The sequence below is a fragment of the Nonomuraea sp. NPDC049141 genome (genome assembly GCF_040648415.1).
Lineage (GTDB): Bacteria > Actinomycetota > Actinomycetes > Streptosporangiales > Streptosporangiaceae > Nonomuraea.
The window spans coordinates 61,503-85,335 of record NZ_JBEZDR010000007.1; the positions used below are offsets into that span (position 1 = coordinate 61,503).

The following is a 23,833-nucleotide window of genomic DNA, read 5'->3' on the forward strand; positions in this document are numbered from 1 at the left end:
GCACATAGCCACCCGTTGCGCCAGTCAGGCCTGTCAGGTCCGCGCGGCGAGGCTCGTGTGGGGGCATGCTTCGGTGTACCGGCGGATACGGAAAGGTGAACGTGAGCATGCGGATTTCGGTGGCGACCGACAGCCTGGACGGCGTGGCCGAGCGCGTCGTGCAACTCCTGCGCACGCGCGGCCACGAGGTGGTCACGCACGGCGCGCTCAACGCCGAGGAGCGCGCCGACTGGGCGTGGGCGTCCGAACTCGCCGCGCGCGACGTGAGCGAGGGACGCGCCGACCAGGCCGTCGTGTGCTGCTGGACCGGCACGGGCGCCTCGATCGCGGCGAACAAGGTTCCGGGCGTACGGGCGGCGCTCTGCGTCGACGCCTACACGGCCGGCGGGGCGCGTAAATGGAACGACGCCAACGTCCTGGCGCTGAGCCTGCGGCTGACGTCCGAGGTGGTGCTGGAGGAGATCCTCGACGCCTGGCTGGCCGGCGCGCCGAGCACGGACGCCGTCGACCAGGCGAACGTCTCCCACCTCGACGCGATCTGAGGAATGACCTTCGATAGAAGCTCGGAAACGTCGGTGCCGCCGTTTAGGGTGCTGGGCATGACCGACGTGCTTCTCCACGGCGGGCAGCTGTGGGGTCTCAGGATGCCTGCCGACATCCTCGTACGGGACGGCCGGATCGAGCGGGTCGCGGCCACGATCGACGCGCCCGCGGCGCGCTCGTTCGACATCACCGGCCAGCTCGTGCTGCCCGGCCTCGTCGAGGCGCACTGCCACCTCGACAAGACCCTCTACGGCGGGCCCTGGGTCCCTCACTCCGCCGACGACACGCTGGCCGGCCGCATCGGCAACGACCTGGGCCGCCGCGCCGAGCTCGGCGTGCCGAGCGTCGAACGCGTCGCCGCGCTGCTGGCCCGGATGAGCGCGTACGGCACCACTCACGTCCGCACCCACACCGACATCGACCCGCTGGTCGGCCTGCGCGGCGTGGAGGCCGTCCGGGAGGCGGCGGCGGGCTCCCCCATCGACGTGCGCCAGGTCGCCTTCCCCCAGCACGGCGTGCTCACCAACCCCGGCACGGCCGACCTGCTCGAAGCGGCGCTCAAGAGCGGTGTCGAGGCGATCGGCGGACTCGACCCGGCGGGCATCGACCGCGACCCGGTGCGCCACCTCGACGTCATCTTCGGGCTGGCGGCGCGCTATGGCACGCATCTCGACATCCACCTCCACGACGGCGGCTCACTCGGCGCCTGGGAGCTGGAGCTCATCACCGAGCGCACCAAGGTGCTCGGCCTGGCGGGCAGGGTGGCGGTCAGTCACGCCTACGCGCTCGGCCAGCTCGACGACGCCTACCAGGACCGCCTGATCCAGGGCTTCGCCGAGGCCGGCGTGGCGCTGGTGACGGCCGCCGTCTACAGCTTCCCCGTGCCCCCGATCAAGAAGCTGCGGGCGGCGGGCGTCACGGTCGCGTGCGGCCACGACGGCATCCGCGACCTGTGGGGCCCCTACGGCAGCGGCGACATGCTCGAACGCGCCATGCACGTCGCTTACCGCAGCACGTTCCGCGGAGACGAGGACATCGAGCTCGCGCTGGAGGCGGCGACCGTCGGCGGTGCCCGCATGCTCGGCCTCGACGACTACGGCCTGGCTCCCGGCGACCGGGCCGACCTCGTCGTCGTCCCCGCGAGCGGCCCGGCCGAGGCCGTGGTCGTTCACCCAGCGCGCACTCTGGTCATGAAAGACGGCGCAGTCCTGCACAATTGACCGGCGGGACCATCGAAAGGCAGGCAAGTGCTCTCTATTCACCAGCGGATCGCGGAAGAGCTCGGCGTACGCGACGGGCAGGTGCTGTCGGCCGTCGAGCTGCTCGACGGCGGCGCGACGGTGCCGTTCATCGCCCGCTACCGCAAGGAGGTCACCGGCGCCCTCGACGACGCCCAGCTGCGCACGCTCGAAGAGCGGCTGCGCTACCTGCGCGAGCTGGAGGAGCGCAGGGCGGCGATCCTGGAGTCGATCGAGTCCCAGGGCAAGCTCGACGACGACCTGCGCGCCCAGATCATGGCGGCCGACACCAAGGCCCGCCTGGAGGACATCTACCTCCCCTACAAGCCCAAGCGGCGCACCAAGGCGCAGATCGCCCGCGAGCTGGGCCTGGAGCCGCTGGCCGACCAACTGCTCGCCGATCCCTCGCACGACCCGGCCGCTCTGGCCGAGACGTTCCTCACCGAGGGCGTCGCCGACGCGGCGGCCGCCCTGGAGGGCGCGCGGGCGATCCTCATCGAGCGCTTCGCCGAGGACGCCGATCTCATCGGCGGGCTGCGCGAGCAGCTCTGGGGCCGTGGCCGGCTGCTCTCCACGGTCCGTGAGGGCAAGGAGGAGGCGGGGGCGAAGTTCTCCGACTACTTCGAGTTCGGGGAGCCGTTCACCAAGCTGCCCTCGCACCGGATCCTGGCCATGTTCAGGGGCGAGAAGGAGGAGATCCTCTCCGTCACGCTGGAGCCCGACGACAGCCCCGAGTACGAGATGCGCATCGCCTCCCGCTTCGGCGTCTCCGACCAGGGCCGCCCGGCCGACCGCTGGCTCAACGAGACCGTGCGCTGGGCCTGGCGCACCCGCATCCTCGTGCACCTGGGCATCGACATCCGCATGCGGCTCTGGCAGGCGGCCGAGGACGAGGCCGTGCGGGTGTTCGCCACCAACCTGCGCGACCTGCTGCTGGCCGCGCCCGCTGGCACCCGCACGACCATGGGCCTCGACCCCGGGCTGCGCACCGGCGTGAAGGTGGCCGTGGTCGACGCCACCGGCAAGGTCGTCGACACCGCCACCATCTACCCGCACGAGCCCAAGCGGCAGTGGGACCAGTCGCTGGCCGTCCTGGGCGCGCTCGCGCAGAAGCACGGCGTCGAGCTGATCGCGATCGGCAACGGCACCGCCTCCCGCGAGACCGACAAGCTGGCCGGCGAGCTGGTCCAGCACATGCCGTCGGTGACCAAGATCGTGGTGTCGGAGGCGGGCGCGTCCGTCTACTCCGCCTCGGCCTACGCCTCCGCGGAGCTGCCCGACCTCGATGTGTCGATCCGTGGCGCGGTCTCCATCGCGCGCCGCCTCCAGGACCCGCTGGCCGAGCTGGTCAAGATCGACCCCAAGTCGATCGGCGTCGGCCAATACCAGCACGACCTCGCCGAGACCAAGCTGTCCCGCTCCCTCGACGCGGTGGTCGAAGACTGCGTCAACGCCGTGGGCGTCGACGTCAACACCGCCTCCCCGCCGCTGCTCACGCGCGTGTCGGGCATCGGCGCCACGCTGGCCGAGAGCATCGTGCGCCACCGCGACACCAACGGCCCCTTCAAGACCCGCTCGGCCCTGAAGGACGTGGCCCGCCTCGGGCCCAAGGCGTTCGAACAGTGCGCGGGCTTCCTGCGCATCGCGGGCGGCGACGACCCACTCGACGCCTCCAGCGTGCACCCCGAGGCCTACCCGGTGGTCCGGCGCATCCTCGGCTCGGTCCAGACCGACCTCAAGACGCTGATCGGCAACACGGCGACGCTGCGGGCGATCAAGCCGCAGGAGTTCACGGACGACAAGTTCGGCCTGCCGACGGTCACCGACATCCTGCGCGAGCTGGAGAAGCCGGGCCGTGACCCACGGCCCGCGTTCAAGACCGCGACCTTCAAGGAGGGCGTGGAGAAGATCTCCGATCTGCTGCCCGGCATGATCCTTGAGGGCGTGGTGACGAACGTGGCGGCGTTCGGCGCGTTCGTGGATGTCGGCGTACACCAGGACGGCCTGGTCCACGTCTCCGCCATGTCCCGAAATTACGTGACAAATCCCCGCGACGTCGCCAAGCCCGGTGACATCGTCCGCGTCAAGGTCCTCGAGATCGACATCCCCCGCAAGCGCATCTCCCTGACCATGCGCCTGGACGACGAGACCACCCCCGAAGGCCGCCCCTCCCGCGGCTCCGGCGGCGCCGGCCGCGGCCCGGCCGACGGCAACCGCGGCCCAGGCGGCGGTCGCGGTCCGGGTGGCGGCGGCCGTGGCCCGACCGGAGACGGCAACCGCGGCGCGGGCGGCGGCGGTCGCAGCACGGCCGGAGACGGCAACCGCAGCACGGCCGGAGCTGGAGACGGTAGCCGCGGCGCAGCGGGCCGTGGAGCGACTGGTGCTGGAGACGGCGGTCGCGGATCCGGCGGTCGCGCCGACGCGACCCGCGGAGGCGGCGCCCCCGGAGCCGGCACCTCTGGCGGCGGCGCACGCGGTGACGGTCGCGGAGACAGCGGTCGCGGCGCCAGTGGACGTGGAGACGGCGGCCGTGGGGACGGCGCACGAGGCGGTTCCGGCGGTCGCGGCGACGGCGCACGAGGTGGCGGCGGCGCTCAGCGCGGCGACGGTGGTCAGCGGGGTCGCGGAGACGGCGGCCAGCGCGGCGGCGGTGCCCGCCGCCCGGCCCCCTCGGGCGCCATGGCCGAAGCCCTCCGCAAGGCCGGCCTGACCGGAGACGACCAGTAACTCCCGGCTGTCGGCCGGCGCGCTGGGCAACCAACGCGCTGGCCGACGGTCGGCTTCACCCGGCGAACTCGCCCACCGCCGGGTGGTCCGCTGCGGGCGGAATCTCGGCGAGTCAGCCGTGCCCGCCGGAGCGATACGGTCGGAGGGTGAGCACTACTGCGTTTACCACGGCGATCACCCAGGCCCGCGACCTGCTCAGGTGGCGCTCACCACTGCGCACAGAGCTCTGGGCGGCCCGGCTCACGGCGACACTGCGCCCAACAGAGGTCCGCCCGCTCGTACGAGAGCTGACCGAAGCCGGCACTCCAGAGGCACGCCTCACCCTCGCCGCCCTGGCCGTCGTGGAAACCGCAGCTCTGAACGACGACGAGGCGCACTACGACGACACCAACGCCGAAGCAGCGGCCACACCCCCAACCGAGGCGGCAGCCGACGACGACACTCAGGCACCGGGCGACACCGTAGCCAGCGGCACCAGCCCGTACGCGGGCACGGATCCGCAGACCGGACACCCGACCACGCAGGAGCCAGGAGGCAAGAGCCTTCAAGAGGTTCTGCGCGAAGCCGGGCAGGAGGCCGTGCGAGGGCTGCCCGAGTGGGCCGGGCGGATGGGGCAGGTGGTGTGTGAGCAGGCGTGGTACGGCAAGGCCGACCGCTACGGCGAGCAGGCCCTGGCCGCTCTGCGGTTCCGCTACCCCGACGGCAAGGAGCCGCACGTCCTGATCGTGGGCATCGACCAGGTCAACGGCGGCCTGGCGGTCGATGCGACGGTCGAGGAGCCGAAGTTCCTCGACGACCTGGACCTGCGTTCGGCGGATCCGGCTGTGGTAGCGGGGCGGGTGCTGGACGCGTTCGAGATGACGGACCTCGTCATGGGGGCGCCGATCGCCGAGAGCCTGCCCGCCGTCCGCCCGCTGGCCCTCGCCCGCGCGCGGACCGTCCCCGATCCGGTACGGCAGGCGCCCGACGACACCATGTCCCGGTTCCTGGATCTGCCGGATCTGCCCGGAGCGCAGGAGGCGTTCGGGAAACTTGTCGAGTTCGTGGGCGATCGGCCCCTGTGGTGGAGTCCGGCCCGGGTCTCGCGGTTCCTCACCTCATGGTTGCCGCGCGAGGCGATCCTGACCGAGGCGGCCATCTCGGCCATGCCCGACGTGGTCCGCGCCTGGAGCCGCTTCCACGGCGGCGACCCTGAGGTGCTCCGGCAGATCGAGGCCGATGCGCCGCGCCTGCCCGCGCTGATGGCGGACGAGTCGCTCGCGGGCCTCCGCAAGCGCATGACCCAGAACGGCCACTGACGCCAGGCCTATGACACGCACGCCTGCCGTCCCACCACCTGCCGTCCCGCCGCCTGCCGTCCCGCCGCCTGCCGTCCCGCCGCCTGGCGGGCACGCCGACGCGCCGCACGGCACTGTTCGGACCTACCTTGCGGAATCGACGGCCAGAGGTGTCAGTGCGAGATCACGAGACGCAGGCCGCGGGCATCGTGTGAAGGTTGCGCTCTGAAGGTGAGACCGGATCTCCGCAGTCGATGAAGGTGCCGGCCGAAGCCACCTCAAGGTGATGTCCGACCGCGGCTACTTGGCTACGGCCGATGAGCCCGAACTGCTCACTCGCGACTTGATCGTCTTTCTTCGGCGCCTGGCCTGACCGCGCACCAGCATTCCGGCGCCTCTACCGGATAGCGACGTGCGCCATGTCAGGGAGTTGGGACAAAACGCCTGGCACCTGCGAGCACAACCTCCGGATTTTCGGTGTTCCACCACAGCTCGCCGTCGACCGTCAGGTACGGCAACCAGTAGCGCACCGGAGCACCTGCGGCGAGCGCGTCGGCCACCTCGGTGAGATAGGTGCCGAGCGTGGGCCAGGCAGCATCGAAGTCGCCGAGGCCGTCGTGCGCGGTAAGGCCGACCCGCCCGTACCCGGGCCCGGGCCGCAGGTCGATCACCTGCGCATCACCGTCCAGGGCGGCGAACGGCACCCATCGCTCGTGCCACCACGGCTCGGCGCCCGGCCGGTGCGGGGTGAGCCCGTCGAAGCTCGGGGCGACGTCCATGCACGCGCGCCAGTGGTCGACGATGCCGACGGCCGACAGCGGCGGCCCTTCGGGCAGGATGTTCGCCCAGATGCGCTGGCCGTCGTGGCGGCGCAGCGACTCGACAAGCTCAGGCGGGAAGGCGAGCCCCAGCGCGGCCTCGGCGGCGGCGATGTCGGCCGGGTCGGCGGGTGGGGCCAGGGCGGCCGCGCTGGCCGGGGTATGCCGCGCCAGCCACTCCTCGATCCGCGCCCACGCTTGCGTCACCACGCCCACGCACACACCCTAGCCTCGCTTGGGTGGCAAGGCTTGCCACCCAAGTCCCGACCAGCAGCGACAGGATCGGCAACTTCGCTGATCATGGAGCAGCGCCGACTGCCCCAGCCCTATGAGCGGCCTTCAGGGCGAAGTGAGCGGTTCGGCCTGGTAGGCCCGGTGAAGCAGCTCCAAGAAGGACGGCGCCTCAGGCAAGGGCACAGAGCCGATCCGGCGTACCGCCACACCCGGCGTCCATGAGTTCATGACCACGCCCCCGGCCAACGCAGGCAGGTCGGCGAGCGTGATCTCCTGGACGCGCTGGGGGACGCCGAGGCGGCTCAGTTGGCGGCGGACAATGCTCATCGTGGTTCCGCCCAGCATCTCGGCCGCGGGCCACACCACCGCGGCGCCGTCCCAAAAGGCCAGATTCCAGATCGACCCCTCGCTGAGCCGACCCCGACGGTCGATGAAGGCGGCGTCGTCGAAGCCTTGCCCAACGGCCTGACGGAGGAAATACGTCTTGGCCACCTCGCCGACATGCTTCACGCCCGGCAGGACCCGCTCGTACTCGACCGTCGCCAGCGTCAGCGGGCCCTCCGGACCAGACGCGGCCGGCCCGGTACGGACCAGTACCTCGGGCTCCACATCAGTCCCGGCCACGGTGAACTCGCCCGCCGGCGAATACACCGTGGCCATCAGCGAGAGGTCAGCCGGACCGGCCTCCAGACCCGCCCGCAGACAGGACCGCACCCGATTCTCGGGCAACGCTCGGCCGAACAACTCCACCGAGGCAGACCGCAGCCGTTCCAGATGGAGGTCGAGGCCCCGGACCTGGCCCCCACGCACCTGCATGGCAGTGAAGTGGGCATAGCCGGCGAAGGCGAGCGGCGCCAGTTCCTCGCCGGTCGCCGCCCGGCCATTACGTTGAACAACAAAAGAGGCAGCAGCGGTACTCATCGCAGGTCTCTCCCCAGATCATGGTGATGCGCCCCGCCGACATCTCTATCGCGGGGCTGAGGATCAGCCTGCCCTGGTGAACCGCGGTCTCCCAGAGCCCTGTTCTGCTGACGACCAGTGGTCCTACTACTGCCAGGGTCAGTCTCGTCCGCGGTCGCGTGCGTACAGCCAGCGATAATGGGCGATATGGGAGATCAGCTTGGTACGGAGGAGGCGGCGGATCCCGGCGGCGAGCGGCCGTTCGATCCGCGCGCTGAGCTCGGCAAGTTCCTGCGCAGCCGCCGGGCCCGGCTGAGGCCGGAGGATGTCGGGTTGCCGGCCTTTGGACGGTACCGGCGGGTGCCGGGACTGCGCCGCGAGGAGCTGGCCCAACTCGCCGGCGTGTCGGTCGCCTACCTCACCCGGCTTGAGCAGGGCAGAGGCTCCAACGTGTCAGCCGAGGTGCTCGACGCGATCGCGCGTGCCCTGCGACTGACGGACGCCGAGCACGAACACCTCACGCATCTGGTCAAGTGCCAGCACCGGAAGAAGCACTCGCCGCCGCGCCAGGAGCAGGTACGCGCCACGCTCCGGGAGATGCTGGCCTCCTTGGAGGGGGTGCCCGCGTACGTGACGGGACCGCGCTCGGACATCCAGGCCTGGAATCCGATGGCGGCGGCCCTGTTCGGCGACTGGGATCGATTGCCCTCCCGGGAGCGCAACTGGGCTCGGCTGGTGTTCCTTCAGCCCGACTATCGCCGGCTGTTCGTGGACTGGGAGTCGAAGGCAGCCGACATCGTCGGAGCCATGCGCCTGTACGCGGGCTGCTATCCGGACGACCCTCAGCTGTCGGCGCTCGTGGGCGAGCTGTCGGTGAAGAGCGAGGCGTTCCGCCGCCTGTGGGCCAGGCACGACGTCAAGGAGAAGAACCACGGCGCCCAGCGCCTGCATCATCCGCTGGTGGGCGACCTCACCCTTTCCTTCGAGTCGTTCCGGCTGCCCGACGATCCCGAGCAGTCCCTGACCGTCTACAACGCCCCGCCCGGCTCCACCGCGGCGGAGAGCCTGCGGCTGCTGGCCAGCTGGGGCGCGGATGCGATCGCCACGGGGTAGGCCGCCGAAGGCCAAACGAAGACGGCCCGCGGCGCCGCCGAAAGTGGCTGAACGCAGGCAGTGCGGCGACCGAAGACGGGCGAAGGCGGCCAACCGAGCAGCCAGGAAATGGGCCGGAGTCGTGGGTGGGGGCGGCTATGCTGCGCAATGAACGTTTTACCGCCGCCCCCGCACGGGCGTCTCAAGGGAGATCTACGCAATGTACAAGGAGTTCGCCGCCGAGGCCGTGGTCTGGCTAGTCCCGGTTGTGGTCCTCATCGGCCTCGCCCTGATGGTCACCTCCTGACGGCCAGGGGCCGGACCGGGCGCGGCCCCTGGCGCCTGGTCAGCGGTAATACTCGTAGTGGACGACCGTGTTGACATCACGGTCGAAGCGGATCTCGCCGTCGAGCCACCGGTTCCACATGTTCGAGAGCGTACGAGTCCTGACGGTGCATCCTCCCCAACGGGAGTGCTTGGCCCGGATGGTGCCGACGTAGTCGTAGCACGACCCGACCTTCTTGCCGTTGACCTTGAGCCGGGCGTTCAGGCTGACGGCGTAGAGGGTCGTGCGGGAGATGTTGGTGATCCGCACCTTGACGCGGCAGGTGTCCTTGCAGCGGCCCCAGTGGATCTTGTACTTGATCAGATGCGCATTGGCGGTGCTGGAGAGGGTGGTTGGCGCGTTCGCGGCCACCACCGCGAGAGCGGGAGACGGAGCCGCGGCGTTCGCGGCGGACGGCGCCGCGACCACGGCCCCTACCACCGCCACTGCCGAGGTGACGGATAAGAGCGTGCCGACGAGACCCTTGACCATGTTGCCCCCATAAGCAACGACGTGCTGCCGCTTCCCCCTGTTGAAAGCGACGTCAGGCTCCCGATTAACCGTCAGGGAAACGGCCGAGTCAATTGGTTGTCCGACCACATCCCTATTACCCGGTTATGCGGCTTTAGGAAGCCCAGGAGAGCAAGCGACTCCCCTGCCGCAGGCGTTTCAACGCCTGTTTCTCCAGTTGCCTGATGCGCTCTCTGGTGAGCCCGAGGCGTTCCGCGATTTCGGTGTAGGTCCACGTTTCCTGGCCGGCCAGGCCGTACCTGAGCCTGAGAATGAAAGCCTCTCGCGGTGGGAGCGAGGTGAGCACCTGATGCAGGTCGGCGTTGAGCGCGCGGCGCTCCATGACCTCCTGCGCCTGGAGACCGTCCTCGTCGGCGATCATGTCGCCGATGTTGCCCTCGCCGTTCTCCCCGACGGGCACGTCCAGGCTGACCGTCTCCTGGGCGAGTCGCCGCAGCACGGCGACGTGGCCGAGTGAGCGTTCCGCGGCCTTGGCGAGCTCGCCGTCGCGTGGTTCGCGTCCCAGGTCGACGGTGAGTTGCCGGGCGATCCTGGTCAGCCGCGACAACTCTTCGGCGACGTGCGTGGGCAGCCGTACGGTGCGGCTCTTGTCGTGGATGCCGCGTTCGATGGCCTGGCGGATCCACCACATCCCGTACGTGGAGAACTTGTAACCCCGTTTGTAGTCGAACTTCTCCACAGCCCTGATCAACCCGAGATTGCCCTCCTGGATGACGTCGAGAAGCGGAAGCCCACGGAAGGCGTAGCGTCTGGCGGCGGCCACCACCAGCCGGAGATTGGACCTGATGAGCAGGTCCTTGGCGCGCTGCCCCTCGCGGCGGACGCATTCGAGCTCCGGAGTGCCCTGGCCACGGCTGATCAGGTAGCCCGAGTAGAGCCCCGCCTCGATCCGTCGTGCCAGGTCCACCTCGTCCGCGGCGGAGAGCAAAGGTGTCTTTCCGATCTGCTCCAGGTACATGCCGAGCAGGTCGGGCTCTTCGGCCGACATACCACGGCGACTACCCGGTAAACGGCGGCGAACTCCCCGGTTCGTTGAGTTCTGCTATGGCGAGTTCGGCGGTGGTGCGGATATCGAAGAACTTGTCGAGGGCGGTGATGGCGAACAGATGCTTACACCTGCCGTTAAGCCCGGAAAGGAGCAACCGGCCGCCGGACGCGGTCACCGCCTTGTGCAGATAAACGAGCACGGAAAGGCCCGAAGAATCACAGACGCTGACCGCCTGCATGTCGATGACGAGTAGTGGTGGCTGGGTCAGATCCAACGCCTTGGTGACGCGATCACGCACCTCGGCCGCGGAGCCGAAGTCGAAATCCCCCGTAAGCCTGGCGATGACACACGGTCCCTGGAGCCCGAGGCTGATCGACAAGGCTTGCTCCGAAGTCACCCAGTTCCACCTACCCGCATTGCTTGTCCGATGTCACCACTTTACGAGAAGTAGCGTCTCGGGTTGGACACCAGCATCTGCTCGATCTGATCGCCGGTCACACCCGAGTCAAGGAGTGCGGCCAAGACCTCGTCGTGGATGTGATCGTAGCGCCAGTTGGGCGCCATCGTGCTCAGCGCGTCATCCCAAGCTGCCCCAAAGTAGTCATAAAAGCACCCAGCATCGTGGCTGAGGACCATGCGATCAGCGTATCCCCGCTGGCAGAGGGCGGCGATGGTGGCCACTCGCTCGGAGGTCGGATTGTAGACATCCAGCCCGAATCTATCCATACCCAGCGTGGCGCCCGTGTCGGCCAGACGCATCAGGTAGTCGAGATCGTTGGTGTCGCCCGCGTGCCCGACGACGACCTTCGTCAGGTCGACGCCCTCCTTGGCGAAGAAGTCGAGCGCTGTCAGCCCGCTCTGCGTGAAGGAGTTCGTGTGGACGGTGATCGGCGCGCCGGTGCGTACGTGGGCCTGCGCGACGGCCCGGCAGATCCGCTCGACCCCGGGCGTCAGGCCCTTCTGCTCGACCACGCACTTGAGGAACGCCGCCTTGACCCCGGTGTCGGCGATGCCCTCGGTGATGTCCCGCACGAAATCGTCGATCATCGGATCGGGTATGTCCAGGAGCAGGCCGGGACCGCGGAACTCGTACTGGTGCGGCAGCTCGTCGAAGCTGTACATGCCGGTCGCGGCGATGATGTGCAGGTCCGGCACTTCGGCGGCGATGCGCTGGATGCGGGGGATGTACCGGCCGATCCCCCACACCGTCGGGTCCACGATCGTCCGCACGCCCTTCGCCGCCGCCGCGTTGAGCTTCGTGATCGCGTCCGCGACCCGGAACTCCTCGTCCCACCAGGCACCTTTGCCGTAGTTGTCCACATACTCGGTGGAGAGGACGAAGACGTGTTCGTGCATCAGGGTCTGACCGAGCTCATCGACGTCGACGGGGCCGCGAACGGTGTTGACGGTGGGCATGCACGCCTCCATACCGGCTGGTCGGTGCCGCCAACCTAGGCCGCCGCATACCCACCGTCAATGGGCCAGCCGCGGGAACAACGGCTCGGGCTCGGGCAGCCGTTCCCCGCTCACCGCCGCCGCCACGCGAGCCGCCCCTGTGGGCAGGAACGGCGCCAGTTGTACGGCCAGCACCTGGCACGCGTACACGAGCGTCGACAGCGAGGTCTCCCGGTCCCCGGGCTCCTGCCGCCACGGCTTGACCCGTTCGACGTACTTGTTCGCTTCCTCGACGATCGTCCAGACCGCGGCGGCGGCGCGGCGGAAGTCGAACTCCTCCAGCGCCTCGTGCACCCGCCCCGGCGCGCTCTCACAGGCCTCGACGAGGGTACGTCCGGCGACCGCGTCAACGGCGACCGCGGGGACCTCGCCGTCCCGGAACCGGTGCACCATGGTGACGACCCGGTTGACCAGGTTGCCGACACCGTTGGCCAGATCCTCGTCGGCCCTGGCGACCAGCCGTTCCACAGTGAAGTCGGCGTCGCCGACCCGCGGCACCTCGCGCAGCAACCACCACCGCACCGCGTCGGCGCCATAGGCCCGCACGATCACCTCGGCGTCCGCGGACGTTCCCGATGATTTGCTGATCTTGCGCCCGCCGACGGTCAGGTAGTCGTGGACGAAGATCTCAGCAGGCAGCGGCAGGCCCGCCGCGAGCAGCATCGCCGGCCAGTAGACCGCGTGGAAGCGGATCACGCCCTTGCCCATCAGGTGAACCTTGCGCGGCTCCGCCACCCACCAGCGGTCATAGTCGCCACCGTCCAGCGCGGTGACGTAGTTGGCCAGAGCGTCCCACCACACGTACACCACCTGGGAAGGGTCCCCCGGCACCGGTATGCCCCAGCCGCGGGCCCGGTCCGCGGAGCGCGAGACGCTGATGTCGGCCAGCCCGGCCTCGATGAACGCCAGCACCTCGTTCCGCCGCGCGGCCGGCTCGATCCTGAGCCGCCCGCCACGGATGAGATCCAGCAACGCGTCCTGGTAACGCGAGAGGCGGAAGAACCAGTTCCGCTCCGAGACCCGCTGCAACGGCGCCTCGTGCTCGGGGCAGGGCCCCTCGCTGTAGAACTGCTCGCAGCCGACACAGTAGAGCCCCTCGTAGTGCCGCTGGTAGAGGTCGCCGTCGATCGCCCGCCAGATCCGCTCGACTCCCGGGCGATGCCCCGGATGATGGCTCGTCCGGATGAACGAGTCGAAGGTCAGGTCGTACGACTCGCGCAGGGCCTCGAAGGCGGCCGCGTTCCGATCGACGAGCTCCCGCACCGGGACGCCCTCCGCTTCGGCGGCCAGCACGTTCTTCAGCGAGTTGTCGTCGGTGCCGGTCTGGAAGCGTACGGGCTCGCCCCGCCGCCGGTAGTGCCGAGCCAGTACATCACCCTGCACGATCTCCAGGGCGTGCCCCAGATGCGGGCGGGCGTTGACATAAGGGATGGTGGTCGTGATGTACATCGTGTGTCTCCCGAGGGGCCCCGGACACGACGAGAGGCCCCGGTCGCAGGGCCTCGAACAAGACGTCGTCGGTGGAAGCCCCTACGGGGCCATCATCACCAGTCGCGTCGTCATGCGCTCATCGTAGCGTTCCGGCTGAAACCAGCGCACTCGTAAATCACCCGCCCCCGGACGGAGCCCGCGAGCTCGCGGAGCACCTGGCGTCACGGAGGCCCCGGCGTCACGGAACCCCCAGCATCACGCAGGCCCCAGCGTCACGGAGGCTCCGGCGTCACGGAGGCTCCGGCGTCACGGAGGCTCCGCGATGGCGGACCTTCCAGATGATCAGGCCGACCGCGAAGACGGCGAGGCCCGCGAGCACGGACGTCAGCGGCAGGGTCGCCGCCAGCAGCAGGCAGAGGGCCAGCCCGAGCGCCGGTACGGCCTTGGGCGGGGCGCCCTCGTCCGGCCCGAGGGTGAGCGCGCAGGCGTTGGCGATGGCGTAATAGACCAGGACGCCGAACGACGAGAAGCCGATCGCCCCACGCAGGTCCGCCACCAGCAGCAGCCCGACCACCACCACGCCCACGGCCAGCTCGGCCCGGCGGGGGACCTCGGTCGCGGAATGGACCTCGGCCAGGAGCCCGGGGAGATCGCGCCGCCGGGCCATGGCGAGGACGGTGCGGGAGACACCGAGAAGGAGGGCCAGCAGCGCCCCCAGCGCCGCCACCGCCGCGCCCGCGCTGACCACCGGCCCCAACCAGGCCGCGCCGGACGCGGTGGCCACGTCGGCGAGCGGGGCGTCGGACGCGCCGAGCGACATCGGACCCAGCACGGACAGCGCGGTGACGGCGACCAGGGCGTAGACCACCAGCGTGACGGCCAGGGCGGCGGTGATGGCGCGGGGGATGGTGCGTGCCGGGTCGCGGACCTCCTCGCCGAGCGTGGCGATCCTGGCATACCCGGCGAAGGCGAAGAACAGCAGGCCCGCGCCCTGGAGAACATCCCACACGGTGGGGTGGTACGCCTCCTCGACCTGCACCGCGATCGCGTAGAACCGGGCGTACACGTCGTTCTTGGGGATGGGTGTGGCGGTCTCCTCGGGAGAGAGGTCGATCCTCTGGTCCTTGTCGACGATGCGCGCGTTCGACGGCAGACCGTCCGCCGAGAGGGCACCGTCCCCGGAGCCGGTGGCAGAGGAGGCGTCAGGGCCGTTCAGCAGCCCGATGGCGACCACCGCGACCAGGACCGCCAGCACGAACGCCACCATCACCCGCGCCGCCATGGCCGAGCGCTGGACGCCGAACAGGTTGAGCGCGGTCAGCGCCACCACGGCGGCGATGGCGAGGGGCCGGGCCAGGCCGGGCGCCACGTACGAGCCGAAGGTCAGCGCCATCGCCGCGCAGGAGGCGGTCTTGCCGACGGTGAAGCCCCAGCCCGCGAGGTAGCCCCAGACCGGGCCGAGCCGCCGCCTGCCGTAGACGTAGGTGCCGCCCGACTCGGGATAGAGGGCGGCGAGGCGAGCGGAGGAGGTCGCGTTGCAGTAGGCGACGACGGCGGCGAGGGCTAGGGCGGCGAGCAGCCACGCACCCGCGGCCGCCGCGGCGGGCGCGAAGGCGGCGAACACCCCGGCGCCGATCATCGCGCTCAGCCCCACGACCACCGCGTCGGCGGTGCCGAGACGCCGTGACAGCTCCACCCCGCCCTCCTCGTTCAACCGGCTGGCAGCCACTATGCACCACACCGCCGACAAAAGAACCACGGGCGAAAGGCCGCCCGGCGAACGGCACCCCGGCTAATCCGGCGCGTCCGGCTTGTCCGGTGCGGGCACCACCAGCACCGGCCGGTGCGCGTGGTGCAGCACCCGGTCGGAGGTGCTCCCGAGCAGCAGCGACTTCACCCCGCCCAGCCCCCGCGTCCCGGTGACGATCAACGTGGCCCCGACCTCGTCCGCCACTTCCACAATGGCCGACCACACGGCGAGCGCGTCCGGCTCACAACGCGGCGTAGCGTCGAACCCCGCCTTCCTGGCCAGCTCCGTGCCCTGTTCGGCGAGCTGCCTCATGGCCTGTCCGACGGCCTCGTCCTCGACGGGCGAATCATCGATGGGCATCATCAACCCGGCCGACGCCCGCACCGAGGCCATCCCCAGGCGTTCCCACACGGTCAGCACAACAGCGCGCCGGCCGGCCAGCAGCGTGCCCGCGAAGGCGATCGCCGCCTTGGCGTCGTCCGAGCCGTCGTACGCGATCAGAATGGTCGTTTCAGCTGCTTCCATAGCCGAGCTCTTTCCCGAGCGGGCCGTTTCACGCCCACGAGCTGGGTAGCCAGCGGATATGACAGTCACTCGATTCAAGGATCTGCCTCTGGCCGACCGTGACCGCGAGTGGGACGCGGCGGCGGCCGACAAACGCGTGCGCAAGTGGGCGGGCGCCGAGGACGGGCCGGACGAGAAGTACCGCCAGGCCTTTCTCTGGTACGACGACGACAACGCCGACGAGTTCGGCGGCTACAAGCTGCCGATCGCCGACGTCGTGGGCGGTGAGCTGAAGGTCGTCCCGCGGGCCGTGATCTCCGCCGCCGGGGTTGTCGACGGTGCCAGGGGCGGGGTCGACGTGCCGAAGGGCGACCTCGATCGGATCAGGTCGCACCTGGCCAAGTACTACGCCAAGATGGGCGACACGCCGCCCTGGGAGCGCTGAATCGACGGCTTGAGCAGCGACAACCCGGCCAGGGCGAGCACCCCGATCTCGGTGACGACCACGAGGCGCTGGGTGAGCCCGGCGGGGATCTCGTCGTTGGACAGCGGGATGCCGAACATCCGCACGACGTAGGGGACCACGACGAGCAGCAGCGCGCCCAGCGCCACCGCGCTCAGGACCCGTACGGCCCTGGCGTACCGGACCCGCGCGTTGGCCAGCAGCATCCCCGCGACCGGCATCACCAGGAAAGCGGCGAAGGCGGCATACCTATGGATGCCTCCCGACAGCGAAAGCGGCACGCCCGGGCGGTCCGTGGGAAAGGCACCGATCAGGAACATGCTCCCGCCCCACGCCAGCAGCAGCAGGACGACCCACACGCTCGCTCCGGCCCGGCGCAGCGACTCGGCGATCAGTGCCGAGCCGAACGCGAAGAGCGTCAGCGAGGTCGGCAGCAGCCACCCGAGGGGCTGAAAGGCGTACTCGCTGATCACGCTGTGCAGCGGGTCGAGACCCGACTCGGCGTGCAAGGTGAGCATGGCGCCGGCCCCGGTGCCGATGGCCGCGAATCCGCTGAGAAGCAATGCCTTCATGCTTCAAAGCTCGTGGAATACGGGCTTCCGGAGTATCGGAGATCGACCCGAACGGGCCCTGAACGACCCCTTAATACCTTGGTCGTAGCAGTTCGGGCGGATGCCCGCTGACCTGCGGGAAACCACCCCTGGGTGGGGTAGGCCCCCTCAGGGTAGGTACCGTCGGCGGTAGCCGATTTGACTTAGAGCGCGCTCTAAGGGCCAGTCTGTAGCTCTACCCGGAAAGAAGCCTACAGAGGATGACTATGAACCAGCGCACTCTCGGCACCGGTGGCCCGCAGGTCTCCGCTCTCGGACTCGGCTGCATGGGCATGTCTGAGTTTTACGGCCAAGGCAATGAAAATGAGTCGATAGCCGTCATTCACCGCGCTCTTGAGCTTGGCGTGAATTTTCTGGACACCGCTGATATGTACGGCAGTGGGCATAACGAGGAGCTCGTCGGCCGGGCCATCAAGGACCGCCGCGACCAGGTGGTGCTGGCCACCAAGTTCGGCATCAGGCGCGAGGGCGAGAGCCGCTCCATCGACAACACCCCGGAGTACATCAGGGCCGCCTGCGACGCCTCGCTGCGGCGCCTCGGCGTCGATCACATCGACCTTTACTACATGCACCGCCGCAACCCCCAGGTGCCGATCGAGGAGTCGGTCGGCGCGATGGCCGAGCTCGTACGGGAAGGAAAGGTCAGGCACCTGGGCCTGTCGGAGGTAGGCGCGGAGACGCTGCGCAAGGCCGCGGCCACGCACCCGATCGCCGCCCTGCAGAGCGAGTATTCGCTGTTCACCAGGGACATCGAGGACAAGATCCTGCCCGCGGCCCGCGAGCTGGGCATCGCGCTGGTGGCGTACTCGCCGATCAGCCGCGGCTTCCTCACCGGCACGCTCGCGCCCGCCGACCAGCTGCCCGACGACGACTTCCGCAAGTGGCTGCCCCGCAACTCGGGTGAGAACGCCGAGCACAACGCCCGGCTCACCGCCGAGGTCCTGCGGATCGCCGCGGCGGCCGGCATCACCGGCGCGCAGCTCTCCCTGGCCTGGCTGCTGGCCCAGGGCGAGGACATCGTGCCCATCCCGGGCACCAAGCGGCTGAAGTATCTGGAGGAGAACACCGCGGCCGCCTCGATCACGCTGACCGCCGAGCAGCTGGCCGAGCTGGCGCGGGCCGTACCGGCTGACGCCGTGCGCGGCGCACGTTATCCGGACATGTCAGCGATCGAGTCGTAAGCCCCGGACATGTCAGCGATCGAGTCGTGAGCCGGGCGGGTCAGTGATCGGCTCGTGAGCCGGGCAGGTCGAAGTAGGCCCTGATCACAGTGGCGCCGGCCCGCGTGTGGACGCGGACCAGGTCGCTGAGCAGGTTGACGATCAGCAGGCCGCGCGAGCCGGGCGTGCGCGGATCGACCGGCATCCGCCCGGCCAGCGGGTCGCTGATGTGGCCTGTGTCGCTGATCTCGCACACCAGCCGGTCGGCTTCGGTCCAGATCCTGATCAGCCCGGAGCCGCCGCCGTGATCGAGGCTGTTGGCGCCGAGCTCGGCGACCGTCAGACGGATGTCGTCGAGCTTGGCGCGGCCGAACCCGAGGTCGGCGGCCCGCCTGGCGGCCAGCCCACGCGCGGCGGCCAGGTTGGTGTGGTCGAAGCGGAGCGAGAGGAAGTCGGCGGGCTCGCCGAGCGGCTGGTTGTGCCCGTCGACGACCGTCTGGGGCGCGTAGTCGCCGCTGTGCCACTCGCCGGAGCCGTCACGGAGCACGGGATGGGTCCGCTCGGCCTCGCGGATGACCTCGGGATCGAGCCCGTCGAGGTCGTAGGGGCACAGGATCGTGACGTGGCGGCCGGTGAAGGCGTAGTTGATCAGTGCCTCGTGCTGGGCGCAGGCCGGATATTCGGTCACGGTGCGGCCCGGCCAGATGGGCTCGCCGATGATCCGTACGTGACCGCCGGGGTGGCGGTCGGCGAACTCGCGGAGCACGGCGGGGATGATGCGTCCCGGATTGCGCCCCGCGCTGGTCATGTCGAGCAGGAGCACCTCGTCGGCCTCGGACCCCAGATCGGCCCGGATCAAGGCGAGATTTTTGGGCGGCACGGCGACCGCGACAGGCTCTCCCAAACTCAGCCCTTCACGGACAAAAGCCGTGGTGGCAGCCACATACTCCCGATCTCCTCGGTAGAAGAGTGCCGGGTGCACAAAGGGGTCGGCCGCCATCACAGTTCAAGCTACCTCGCGATGAGGTCTTTACGGCAATCCGTTGGGTATCCAGGTGTTATGAAGAAACTCCAGATCGTGCGGCCCACGAAGCCCTCCCCCCGGCCGCTCCCCCTCGATCTGCGTACGCCCTCCGGCCGACGCCTCCCGTTCTGAATCAGCCGAACCTATGCTCGGGACATGTCGGATTTGCAGATGCGCGTCTCTGATGAGGATCGCGAGCGTGGTGCGCGAAAGCTGCAGGAAGCATTCATGGAAGGCCGCCTCACCCAGCTGGAGCTGGAGGATCGGCTCGAACTGGCCCTCACCGCGCGAACCTACGGCGACCTGCTCGGCCTGATCGCCGACCTGCCGGCCGACGGGCCGCCGGTCGACGAGGTGGTGGAGCTGGAGTCCAAGAACGGCCACATCAAGCGCTCAGGAGACTGGGCGGTCCCCCACAGGCTCAGGGTCGCCTCCAAGTACGGCAGCGTCGAGCTCGACCTGTCGGAGGCGGTCATCCCCCATCCGGTCGTCGAGATCGACCTCGACCTCAAGTACGGCTCAGCCAAGATCGTGCTGCCCGACGGCGCCGCCGCCGACATCGACAGGTTCCACACGGATTGGGGCAGCACCGTGACGACGAACGTACCTGGCCGTGCCCAGCCGGGCGCCCTCTATGTGGTGGTGAGCGGCGAGACGAAGTACGGGAGCCTGGCGGTCCGCTATCCGCGTAAGCGGTGGTTCACCCACTGATGGGTGATTAGCCGCTGGTTAGCCCCGCTTTACAACGACTTGATACAGATGGTGCTAGTGAGGTGCAACCAAGGATCAAGGGTTGCTCCATAATGTCGCTTCGTCACTGAACGCAACGAAGGGCATTACCAATGACTCCCCCTCGTCGTCGGATCGCCATCGCGATCGCGACGCTCTCCCTTGCCGGCCTCACCACCGCTTGCGGTGCCATCGGCAACGCGGTCAACTGCAACGAGGCGGCCACGGAAGTGAACAAGATCACCCAGGAGTTCACCACCTCCATGGGCACCGCGGCCGCCGACCCCAAGGCCCTCAACAAGGCCACCCAGGAGACGGCCGACAAGCTCAAGACCCTCGCCGGGAAGTACGACGGCGACCTGGCCGGGGCTCTCAATGACCTGGGTGCGGTGTTCGAGGGCATCAAGATCGACGCGAAGAACCCGACCTCCGCGACCGACGCCATGGCGAAGATCCCGGCCGCCACGGCCAAGATCCAGAGCGCCTGCGGCTGATGAACCGCAGCCGCCGCACCGCCCGCGGGGGGCGGCGCGGTGCGGCGGCCCTACCGCGCTTCAGGTGAAACCGGTCTACTCTTGCTGCCCGTGACGGGGGAATTTCTGGCAGCCGGCGTCGCCCGTTGGACGGCCCGGATCACGCCGAACCGCCTGCGCGTCGGGCTGATCGCCGTGGTCTCGGCCGCCGTCTACGCCGTGCTCGGCCTGGTCAAGCTGGCCACCTATCGCGCCAGCACGTTCGATCTGGTGATCGTTGACCAGGCCGTGCGCAACTACGCGCACTTTCGGCCGCCGTACATCCCGATGGTCGGCGCCTTCCACGACCGGGGGCTCGACTACCTCCAGCTCGCCGACCACTTCTCGCCCATCTACGCGTTGCTCGCGCCGTTCTACTGGATCCATGACGGCCCGGCCTCGCTGATCGTGGCGCAGGCGCTGCTGTTCGCCGCCGCGATCCCGTTCATCTGGCTGTTCACCAGGCGGATGCTGGGGACCGCCCCGGCCTACCTCGTCGCCGTGGCCTACGCGCTGTCGTGGCCCGTCGCGCAGGCGATCGCGTTCGACGCGCACGAGGTGATGTTCGTCCCGCTGCTCACCGCGATCATGATCGAGCGCTACCACGCGGACCGTTTCCTGCCCGCCTTCGCGGCGATGGGCGGGCTCCTCCTGGTCAAGGAGGACATGGGACTCACGGTGATCGGCTTCGGCCTCTACCTCTTCGTCACCGGCGACAGGTTCCGCGGGCTGTGCTGCGCCGCGATCGGCCTCGGCGGGGTCATGCTGACCCGGGGCGCGCTCATTTCGCTGGCCGGCGGCGAGAGCGCGGACTTCTGGGCCTACGGCCACCTGGGGCCCGACGCGCCCAGCGCGATCCTGACGCTGCTCCGCGACCCGCTGGCCGCCTTACTCCTGCCGTTCAGCGAGGAGACCAAGGTCGACACGCTCTTCCTGCTTGCCTGGCCGACGCTGCTGCTCTGCCTGCTGTCGCCGCTGTCGCTGGTCGCGCTGCCGCACCTGCTCGAACGCATGCTGTCGGACCGCGAGCTGTGGTGGCGGGCCGATTTCCAGTACAACGCCTTCACGGTGGTGATCCTGTTCTGCGCCGGGGTCGACGGGCTGTGCAGGCTGCTGCGCCGGCTCAAGCGCTCGGACGACCGCTCGCTCAAGCTGGCCTGGTCGGCCGGCGCGTGCGTGGTCGCGCTCACTCTGGTGCCGAGATTCTCCCTGGACCAGCTCTACCATCCGAGCTTCTACAAGGCCGAGGAGATCGCGACCGCGTCGGCCGCCGAGGCGGTGGCCAAGGTCCCGCGGGGCGTCACCGTCGAGGCGGCGAACTCCCTCGGGCCCGCCCTGACGTCCCGCACCACGGTCCTGCTCTGGACGGGCCAGTCGCACGGCGCCGACTGGGTGGTGGCCGACACGGCGCGCTGGCAGTACCCCTTCGGCTCCCCCGACGATCAGCGCGCCCAGGTGGACCGGCTGGTGACCGAGGGCTACACGAAGGTGTACGACCACGATGGCTATGTGGTGTTACGTCGCAGGTGATGATCCAATAGCTTCCGCGTACGCCTGGTCGAAGCCCGCCAGCACGGTCGGCCAGGAGCCCGCCGACGGGGGCACGGCGCGGTTGTGGGCGATCATGCCCTGCCGCAGCTCGGGGTCCGTGGCCAGGCGGGCCACGGCGTCGGCCAGGTCGCCGAGGGTGCGGCCGAGCAGCCCCTCCGTGCCGTGCCGGACGAAGTCGGCCACCCCGCTCTGGGCCCGCGCCACCACGGGTAGCCCAGCGGCACGAGCCTCCAGGGCGGCGATCCCGAACGACTCGCGTGGCGCCGGCGCCACGAACACGTCGGCCGACTCCAGCACCTTGGCGATCTTCTCGCGGGTGTAGCGTCCGGGCAGCGAGACCCAGCCCGTCATGCCGTGCCTGGCCAGATACCGCTCCATCTGGGCACGCGCCGGCCCGTCGCCGATCACCGTGGCGCGCAGCGGGACGTCCGCCGGGACCCGGGAGCGCGCCATGTCGAGCAGCTTGAGCAGCCGCACCGGCTGCTTGCGCGGCGCGAGCCGCCCCACCGCCACGATGTGCACCTCATCCCGCACCTCCGACGCCGTTCCCGAGCCGGCCGCGAAGCGGCGCCAGCCCGACAGGTCGAGGCCGTTGGAGACCACGTGCACGGGCACCCCCTCCCCCGCGACCGACCGGATCGGCGCCGCCGCCGCGTTGCTGACCGTGGTGCCCACCAACCCCCAGCTCTGCCAGCCGTACGCCAGCCGCAGCAACCGATAGACGCCACGCGTGACGGGATCCCACATGCTGTGCACGGTCACCACGCACGGAATTCCGGCCCGCCGCGCGGCCCGCACCCCCATCCAGGCGAACGGCGAGACCGCCCCCATGTGCACATGCACCACGTCGGGCCGCGACGAGGTCAGCCGCCGCGTGAGATGCCCCACTCCGAACGGGTGGACCGGCAGGTCGAAGGGCATCCTGGCGACGATCCGGTGGACTCCGGGCAGCGGCTCACCCTTGGTCGCGGTCGCCACATCGACGGCGTGGCCGGCCTCGCGCTGCGTACGCACGAGGTCGGCGACCTGAACCTCGATCCCCCCGAGTCGCGGCAGGTAACAGTCACTCACGTGAAAGATCCGCACCCCTCCCAGACTAATCTGGGCCTTGTGCCTCCACGTACCGCTGTGTTCTTCCACGCCCATCCCGACGACGAGGCCCTGCTGACGGCCGGCACGATGGCGATGCTCGCGGCCGAAGGTCACCGCGTGGTCCTCGTGGTGGCGACCGCCGGCGAGCGCGGCCTGGCCGAGATGGGGCCGGGCGAGGAGCTGCGCGCCACCCGGCTGAAGGAGTTGTACGAATCGGCCGCGCTGCTCGGCTGCGCCCGCGTCGAGTGCCTCGGCTACGGCGACTCGGGCCTGAGCCCGCAGGGCGGAAGCGCCGAGGAACGTCCCGATGACGCCTTCATCGACGCCGACTCCGAGAAGGCGGCAGGAAAGCTGGCCGCCATCCTGGAGGAGGAGCGGGCCGACCTGCTGTCGATCTACGACCCGGCGGGCGGCTACGGCCATCCCGACCACGTCCAGGTGCACCGGGTGGGCCGGCGGGCGGCCGAGATCGCGGGCACGCCGGTCGTGCTGGAGGCGACGGTCAACCGCGATCCGCTGGTCAGGCTGCTGAAGCTGGCGGGCAAGTTCTACCGGTTCCCGCCCGAGTTCGACGTACGGACCTTCGAGAGCGCCTACTCGGCGAGTGAGACGATCACCCACCGGGTCAATGTCCGGAAATATGCGAAACAGAAGCGGGCGTCGATGTCCGCGCACGCCTCCCAGGCCACCGGCGGCGACAGCGACCGCACACTGGCCGTCATGCTCAAGGTGCCCGGCCCCCTCTACCGGCTCGTCTTCGGCACCGAATGGTACGTACGGCGCGACCTCCCACCCGGCACCCGCCTCCGTCATCCCCTGGACCAGTGGCCGAAATGAGTCCCCAGTATGATCCGGGCCGCCCCCGCGACCGGCAGACT

At 69.7% G+C, this 23,833-nt stretch carries 23 protein-coding genes; 11 read left to right on the top strand and 12 right to left on the bottom strand.

Annotated features, from left to right (window positions below; translation table 11 throughout):
* Positions 1 to 107 precede the first annotated feature (107 nt).
* From AB0B91_RS21875 to AB0B91_RS21890, 4 genes are all read left to right on the top strand, one after another.
* Positions 108 to 542 (top strand): RpiB/LacA/LacB family sugar-phosphate isomerase, encoded by a 435-nt coding sequence (locus AB0B91_RS21875; protein WP_358322338.1) that lies wholly within the window; start codon positions 108 to 110, stop codon positions 540 to 542.
* Positions 543 to 599: 57 nt separating this feature from the next.
* The gene (locus AB0B91_RS21880; protein ID WP_358322341.1) at positions 600 to 1,763 is read left to right on the top strand and encodes an amidohydrolase; all 1,164 of its coding nucleotides are present in this window, start codon (positions 600 to 602) and stop codon (positions 1,761 to 1,763) included.
* 27 nt (positions 1,764 to 1,790) lie between these two features.
* A complete protein-coding gene (locus tag AB0B91_RS21885) occupies positions 1,791 to 4,508 on the top strand; it encodes a Tex family protein (RefSeq protein ID WP_358322343.1) in 2,718 nt (905 codons plus the stop codon).
* A gap of 146 nt (positions 4,509 to 4,654) precedes the next feature.
* Positions 4,655 to 5,806, top strand: a complete 1,152-nt coding sequence (locus AB0B91_RS21890; RefSeq protein ID WP_358322346.1) for a hypothetical protein — start codon at positions 4,655 to 4,657, stop codon at positions 5,804 to 5,806.
* Between the two features lie 401 nt (positions 5,807 to 6,207).
* Here the strand turns inward: AB0B91_RS21890 and AB0B91_RS21895 are convergent, their stop codons facing one another.
* Together AB0B91_RS21895 and AB0B91_RS21900 are read right to left on the bottom strand one after the other, a co-directional pair.
* A complete protein-coding gene (locus tag AB0B91_RS21895) occupies positions 6,208 to 6,819 on the bottom strand; it encodes an SMI1/KNR4 family protein (RefSeq protein ID WP_358322349.1) in 612 nt (203 codons plus the stop codon).
* A 123-nt stretch (positions 6,820 to 6,942) separates the two neighbouring features.
* Entirely contained in the window at positions 6,943 to 7,758 is an 816-nt protein-coding gene (locus AB0B91_RS21900; RefSeq protein WP_358322352.1) for an aminotransferase class IV family protein, read from the bottom strand.
* Positions 7,759 to 7,944: 186 nt separating this feature from the next.
* On the opposite strand from AB0B91_RS21900, the gene AB0B91_RS21905 reads away from it, so the two are divergent.
* The gene (locus tag AB0B91_RS21905) at positions 7,945 to 8,850 is read left to right on the top strand and encodes a helix-turn-helix transcriptional regulator (protein WP_358322354.1); all 906 of its coding nucleotides are present in this window, start codon (positions 7,945 to 7,947) and stop codon (positions 8,848 to 8,850) included.
* 325 nt (positions 8,851 to 9,175) lie between these two features.
* Here the strand turns inward: AB0B91_RS21905 and AB0B91_RS21910 are convergent, their stop codons facing one another.
* The 7 genes from AB0B91_RS21910 to AB0B91_RS21940 form a co-directional block, all read right to left on the bottom strand.
* Entirely contained in the window at positions 9,176 to 9,646 is a 471-nt protein-coding gene (locus AB0B91_RS21910; protein WP_358322357.1) for a hypothetical protein, read from the bottom strand.
* Positions 9,647 to 9,779: 133 nt separating this feature from the next.
* Positions 9,780 to 10,673: a sigma-70 family RNA polymerase sigma factor gene (locus AB0B91_RS21915; RefSeq protein ID WP_358322360.1), complete on the bottom strand. Its 894-nt coding sequence runs from the start codon at positions 10,671 to 10,673 to the stop codon at positions 9,780 to 9,782.
* A 10-nt stretch (positions 10,674 to 10,683) separates the two neighbouring features.
* Positions 10,684 to 11,070, bottom strand: a complete 387-nt coding sequence (locus AB0B91_RS21920; RefSeq protein WP_219530398.1) for an STAS domain-containing protein — start codon at positions 11,068 to 11,070, stop codon at positions 10,684 to 10,686.
* A 41-nt stretch (positions 11,071 to 11,111) separates the two neighbouring features.
* Positions 11,112 to 12,089 (bottom strand): phosphotriesterase-related protein, encoded by a 978-nt coding sequence (locus tag AB0B91_RS21925; RefSeq protein WP_358322363.1) that lies wholly within the window; start codon positions 12,087 to 12,089, stop codon positions 11,112 to 11,114.
* Positions 12,090 to 12,146: 57 nt separating this feature from the next.
* Complete coding sequence (locus tag AB0B91_RS21930; protein ID WP_358322365.1) at positions 12,147 to 13,577, bottom strand: methionine--tRNA ligase; 1,431 nt, start codon at positions 13,575 to 13,577, stop codon at positions 12,147 to 12,149.
* Positions 13,578 to 13,848: 271 nt separating this feature from the next.
* Positions 13,849 to 15,255, bottom strand: coding sequence for an APC family permease (locus AB0B91_RS21935; RefSeq protein WP_358322368.1), 1,407 nt, complete (start codon positions 15,253 to 15,255; stop codon positions 13,849 to 13,851).
* A 96-nt stretch (positions 15,256 to 15,351) separates the two neighbouring features.
* Positions 15,352 to 15,834 carry a universal stress protein gene (locus AB0B91_RS21940; RefSeq protein WP_358322371.1) on the bottom strand — a complete coding sequence of 161 codons (483 nt, stop codon included), beginning with the start codon at positions 15,832 to 15,834 and terminating at the stop codon, positions 15,352 to 15,354.
* A gap of 58 nt (positions 15,835 to 15,892) precedes the next feature.
* Here AB0B91_RS21940 and AB0B91_RS21945 point away from each other — a divergent pair, with 58 nt between their 5' ends.
* Positions 15,893 to 16,258 carry a hypothetical protein gene (locus tag AB0B91_RS21945; protein WP_358322374.1) on the top strand — a complete coding sequence of 122 codons (366 nt, stop codon included), beginning with the start codon at positions 15,893 to 15,895 and terminating at the stop codon, positions 16,256 to 16,258.
* Here AB0B91_RS21945 and AB0B91_RS21950 read toward each other — a convergent pair.
* Positions 16,219 to 16,848 carry a DUF998 domain-containing protein gene (locus AB0B91_RS21950; protein WP_358322377.1) on the bottom strand — a complete coding sequence of 210 codons (630 nt, stop codon included), beginning with the start codon at positions 16,846 to 16,848 and terminating at the stop codon, positions 16,219 to 16,221. The genes AB0B91_RS21945 and AB0B91_RS21950 overlap by 40 nt on opposite strands.
* 245 nt (positions 16,849 to 17,093) lie before the next feature.
* Between AB0B91_RS21950 and AB0B91_RS21955 the strand changes: the two genes are divergently transcribed.
* A complete protein-coding gene (locus AB0B91_RS21955) occupies positions 17,094 to 18,068 on the top strand; it encodes an aldo/keto reductase (protein ID WP_358322379.1) in 975 nt (324 codons plus the stop codon).
* A gap of 40 nt (positions 18,069 to 18,108) precedes the next feature.
* On the opposite strand, the gene AB0B91_RS21960 is transcribed toward AB0B91_RS21955, so the two are convergent.
* Positions 18,109 to 19,047: an anti-sigma factor RsbA family regulatory protein gene (locus tag AB0B91_RS21960; RefSeq protein WP_358322382.1), complete on the bottom strand. Its 939-nt coding sequence runs from the start codon at positions 19,045 to 19,047 to the stop codon at positions 18,109 to 18,111.
* A 195-nt stretch (positions 19,048 to 19,242) separates the two neighbouring features.
* Here AB0B91_RS21960 and AB0B91_RS21965 point away from each other — a divergent pair, with 195 nt between their 5' ends.
* The 3 genes from AB0B91_RS21965 (at position 19,243) to AB0B91_RS21975 (ending at position 21,842) form a co-directional block, all read left to right on the top strand.
* Positions 19,243 to 19,782: a DUF1707 domain-containing protein gene (locus AB0B91_RS21965; protein ID WP_358323553.1), complete on the top strand. Its 540-nt coding sequence runs from the start codon at positions 19,243 to 19,245 to the stop codon at positions 19,780 to 19,782.
* A gap of 131 nt (positions 19,783 to 19,913) precedes the next feature.
* The gene (locus AB0B91_RS21970; protein WP_358322385.1) at positions 19,914 to 20,294 is read left to right on the top strand and encodes a hypothetical protein; all 381 of its coding nucleotides are present in this window, start codon (positions 19,914 to 19,916) and stop codon (positions 20,292 to 20,294) included.
* A 90-nt stretch (positions 20,295 to 20,384) separates the two neighbouring features.
* Positions 20,385 to 21,842: a DUF2079 domain-containing protein gene (locus tag AB0B91_RS21975; RefSeq protein WP_358322387.1), complete on the top strand. Its 1,458-nt coding sequence runs from the start codon at positions 20,385 to 20,387 to the stop codon at positions 21,840 to 21,842.
* Here AB0B91_RS21975 and AB0B91_RS21980 read toward each other — a convergent pair.
* Positions 21,828 to 22,934 carry a glycosyltransferase gene (locus tag AB0B91_RS21980; RefSeq protein WP_358322390.1) on the bottom strand — a complete coding sequence of 369 codons (1,107 nt, stop codon included), beginning with the start codon at positions 22,932 to 22,934 and terminating at the stop codon, positions 21,828 to 21,830. The genes AB0B91_RS21975 and AB0B91_RS21980 overlap by 15 nt on opposite strands.
* A gap of 39 nt (positions 22,935 to 22,973) precedes the next feature.
* On the opposite strand from AB0B91_RS21980, the gene AB0B91_RS21985 reads away from it, so the two are divergent.
* Entirely contained in the window at positions 22,974 to 23,792 is an 819-nt protein-coding gene (locus AB0B91_RS21985; protein ID WP_358322393.1) for a PIG-L family deacetylase, read from the top strand.
* Positions 23,793 to 23,833: the final 41 nt, after the last annotated feature.

What these genes read in the sequence shown, in the direction of transcription:
- AB0B91_RS21880 (WP_358322341.1), top strand. Translation starts at nt 600, where the DNA reads ATGACCGACGTGCTTCTCCACGGCGGGCAGCTGTGGGGTCTCAGGATG.
- AB0B91_RS21960 (WP_358322382.1), bottom strand. Translation starts at nt 19,047, where the DNA reads ATGGCGGCCGACCCCTTTGTGCACCCGGCACTCTTCTACCGAGGAGAT.
- AB0B91_RS21905 (WP_358322354.1), top strand. Translation starts at nt 7,945, where the DNA reads ATGGGAGATCAGCTTGGTACGGAGGAGGCGGCGGATCCCGGCGGCGAG.
- AB0B91_RS21950 (WP_358322377.1), bottom strand. Translation starts at nt 16,848, where the DNA reads ATGAAGGCATTGCTTCTCAGCGGATTCGCGGCCATCGGCACCGGGGCC.
- AB0B91_RS21930 (WP_358322365.1), bottom strand. Translation starts at nt 13,577, where the DNA reads ATGTACATCACGACCACCATCCCTTATGTCAACGCCCGCCCGCATCTG.
- AB0B91_RS21955 (WP_358322379.1), top strand. Translation starts at nt 17,094, where the DNA reads ATGAACCAGCGCACTCTCGGCACCGGTGGCCCGCAGGTCTCCGCTCTC.
- AB0B91_RS21875 (WP_358322338.1), top strand. Translation starts at nt 108, where the DNA reads ATGCGGATTTCGGTGGCGACCGACAGCCTGGACGGCGTGGCCGAGCGC.
- AB0B91_RS21940 (WP_358322371.1), bottom strand. Translation starts at nt 15,834, where the DNA reads ATGGAAGCAGCTGAAACGACCATTCTGATCGCGTACGACGGCTCGGAC.
- AB0B91_RS21915 (WP_358322360.1), bottom strand. Translation starts at nt 10,673, where the DNA reads ATGTCGGCCGAAGAGCCCGACCTGCTCGGCATGTACCTGGAGCAGATC.
- AB0B91_RS21900 (WP_358322352.1), bottom strand. Translation starts at nt 7,758, where the DNA reads ATGAGTACCGCTGCTGCCTCTTTTGTTGTTCAACGTAATGGCCGGGCG.
- AB0B91_RS21970 (WP_358322385.1), top strand. Translation starts at nt 19,914, where the DNA reads ATGACTCCCCCTCGTCGTCGGATCGCCATCGCGATCGCGACGCTCTCC.
- AB0B91_RS21910 (WP_358322357.1), bottom strand. Translation starts at nt 9,646, where the DNA reads ATGGTCAAGGGTCTCGTCGGCACGCTCTTATCCGTCACCTCGGCAGTG.
- AB0B91_RS21945 (WP_358322374.1), top strand. Translation starts at nt 15,893, where the DNA reads ATGACAGTCACTCGATTCAAGGATCTGCCTCTGGCCGACCGTGACCGC.
- AB0B91_RS21925 (WP_358322363.1), bottom strand. Translation starts at nt 12,089, where the DNA reads ATGCCCACCGTCAACACCGTTCGCGGCCCCGTCGACGTCGATGAGCTC.
- AB0B91_RS21965 (WP_358323553.1), top strand. Translation starts at nt 19,243, where the DNA reads ATGCGCGTCTCTGATGAGGATCGCGAGCGTGGTGCGCGAAAGCTGCAG.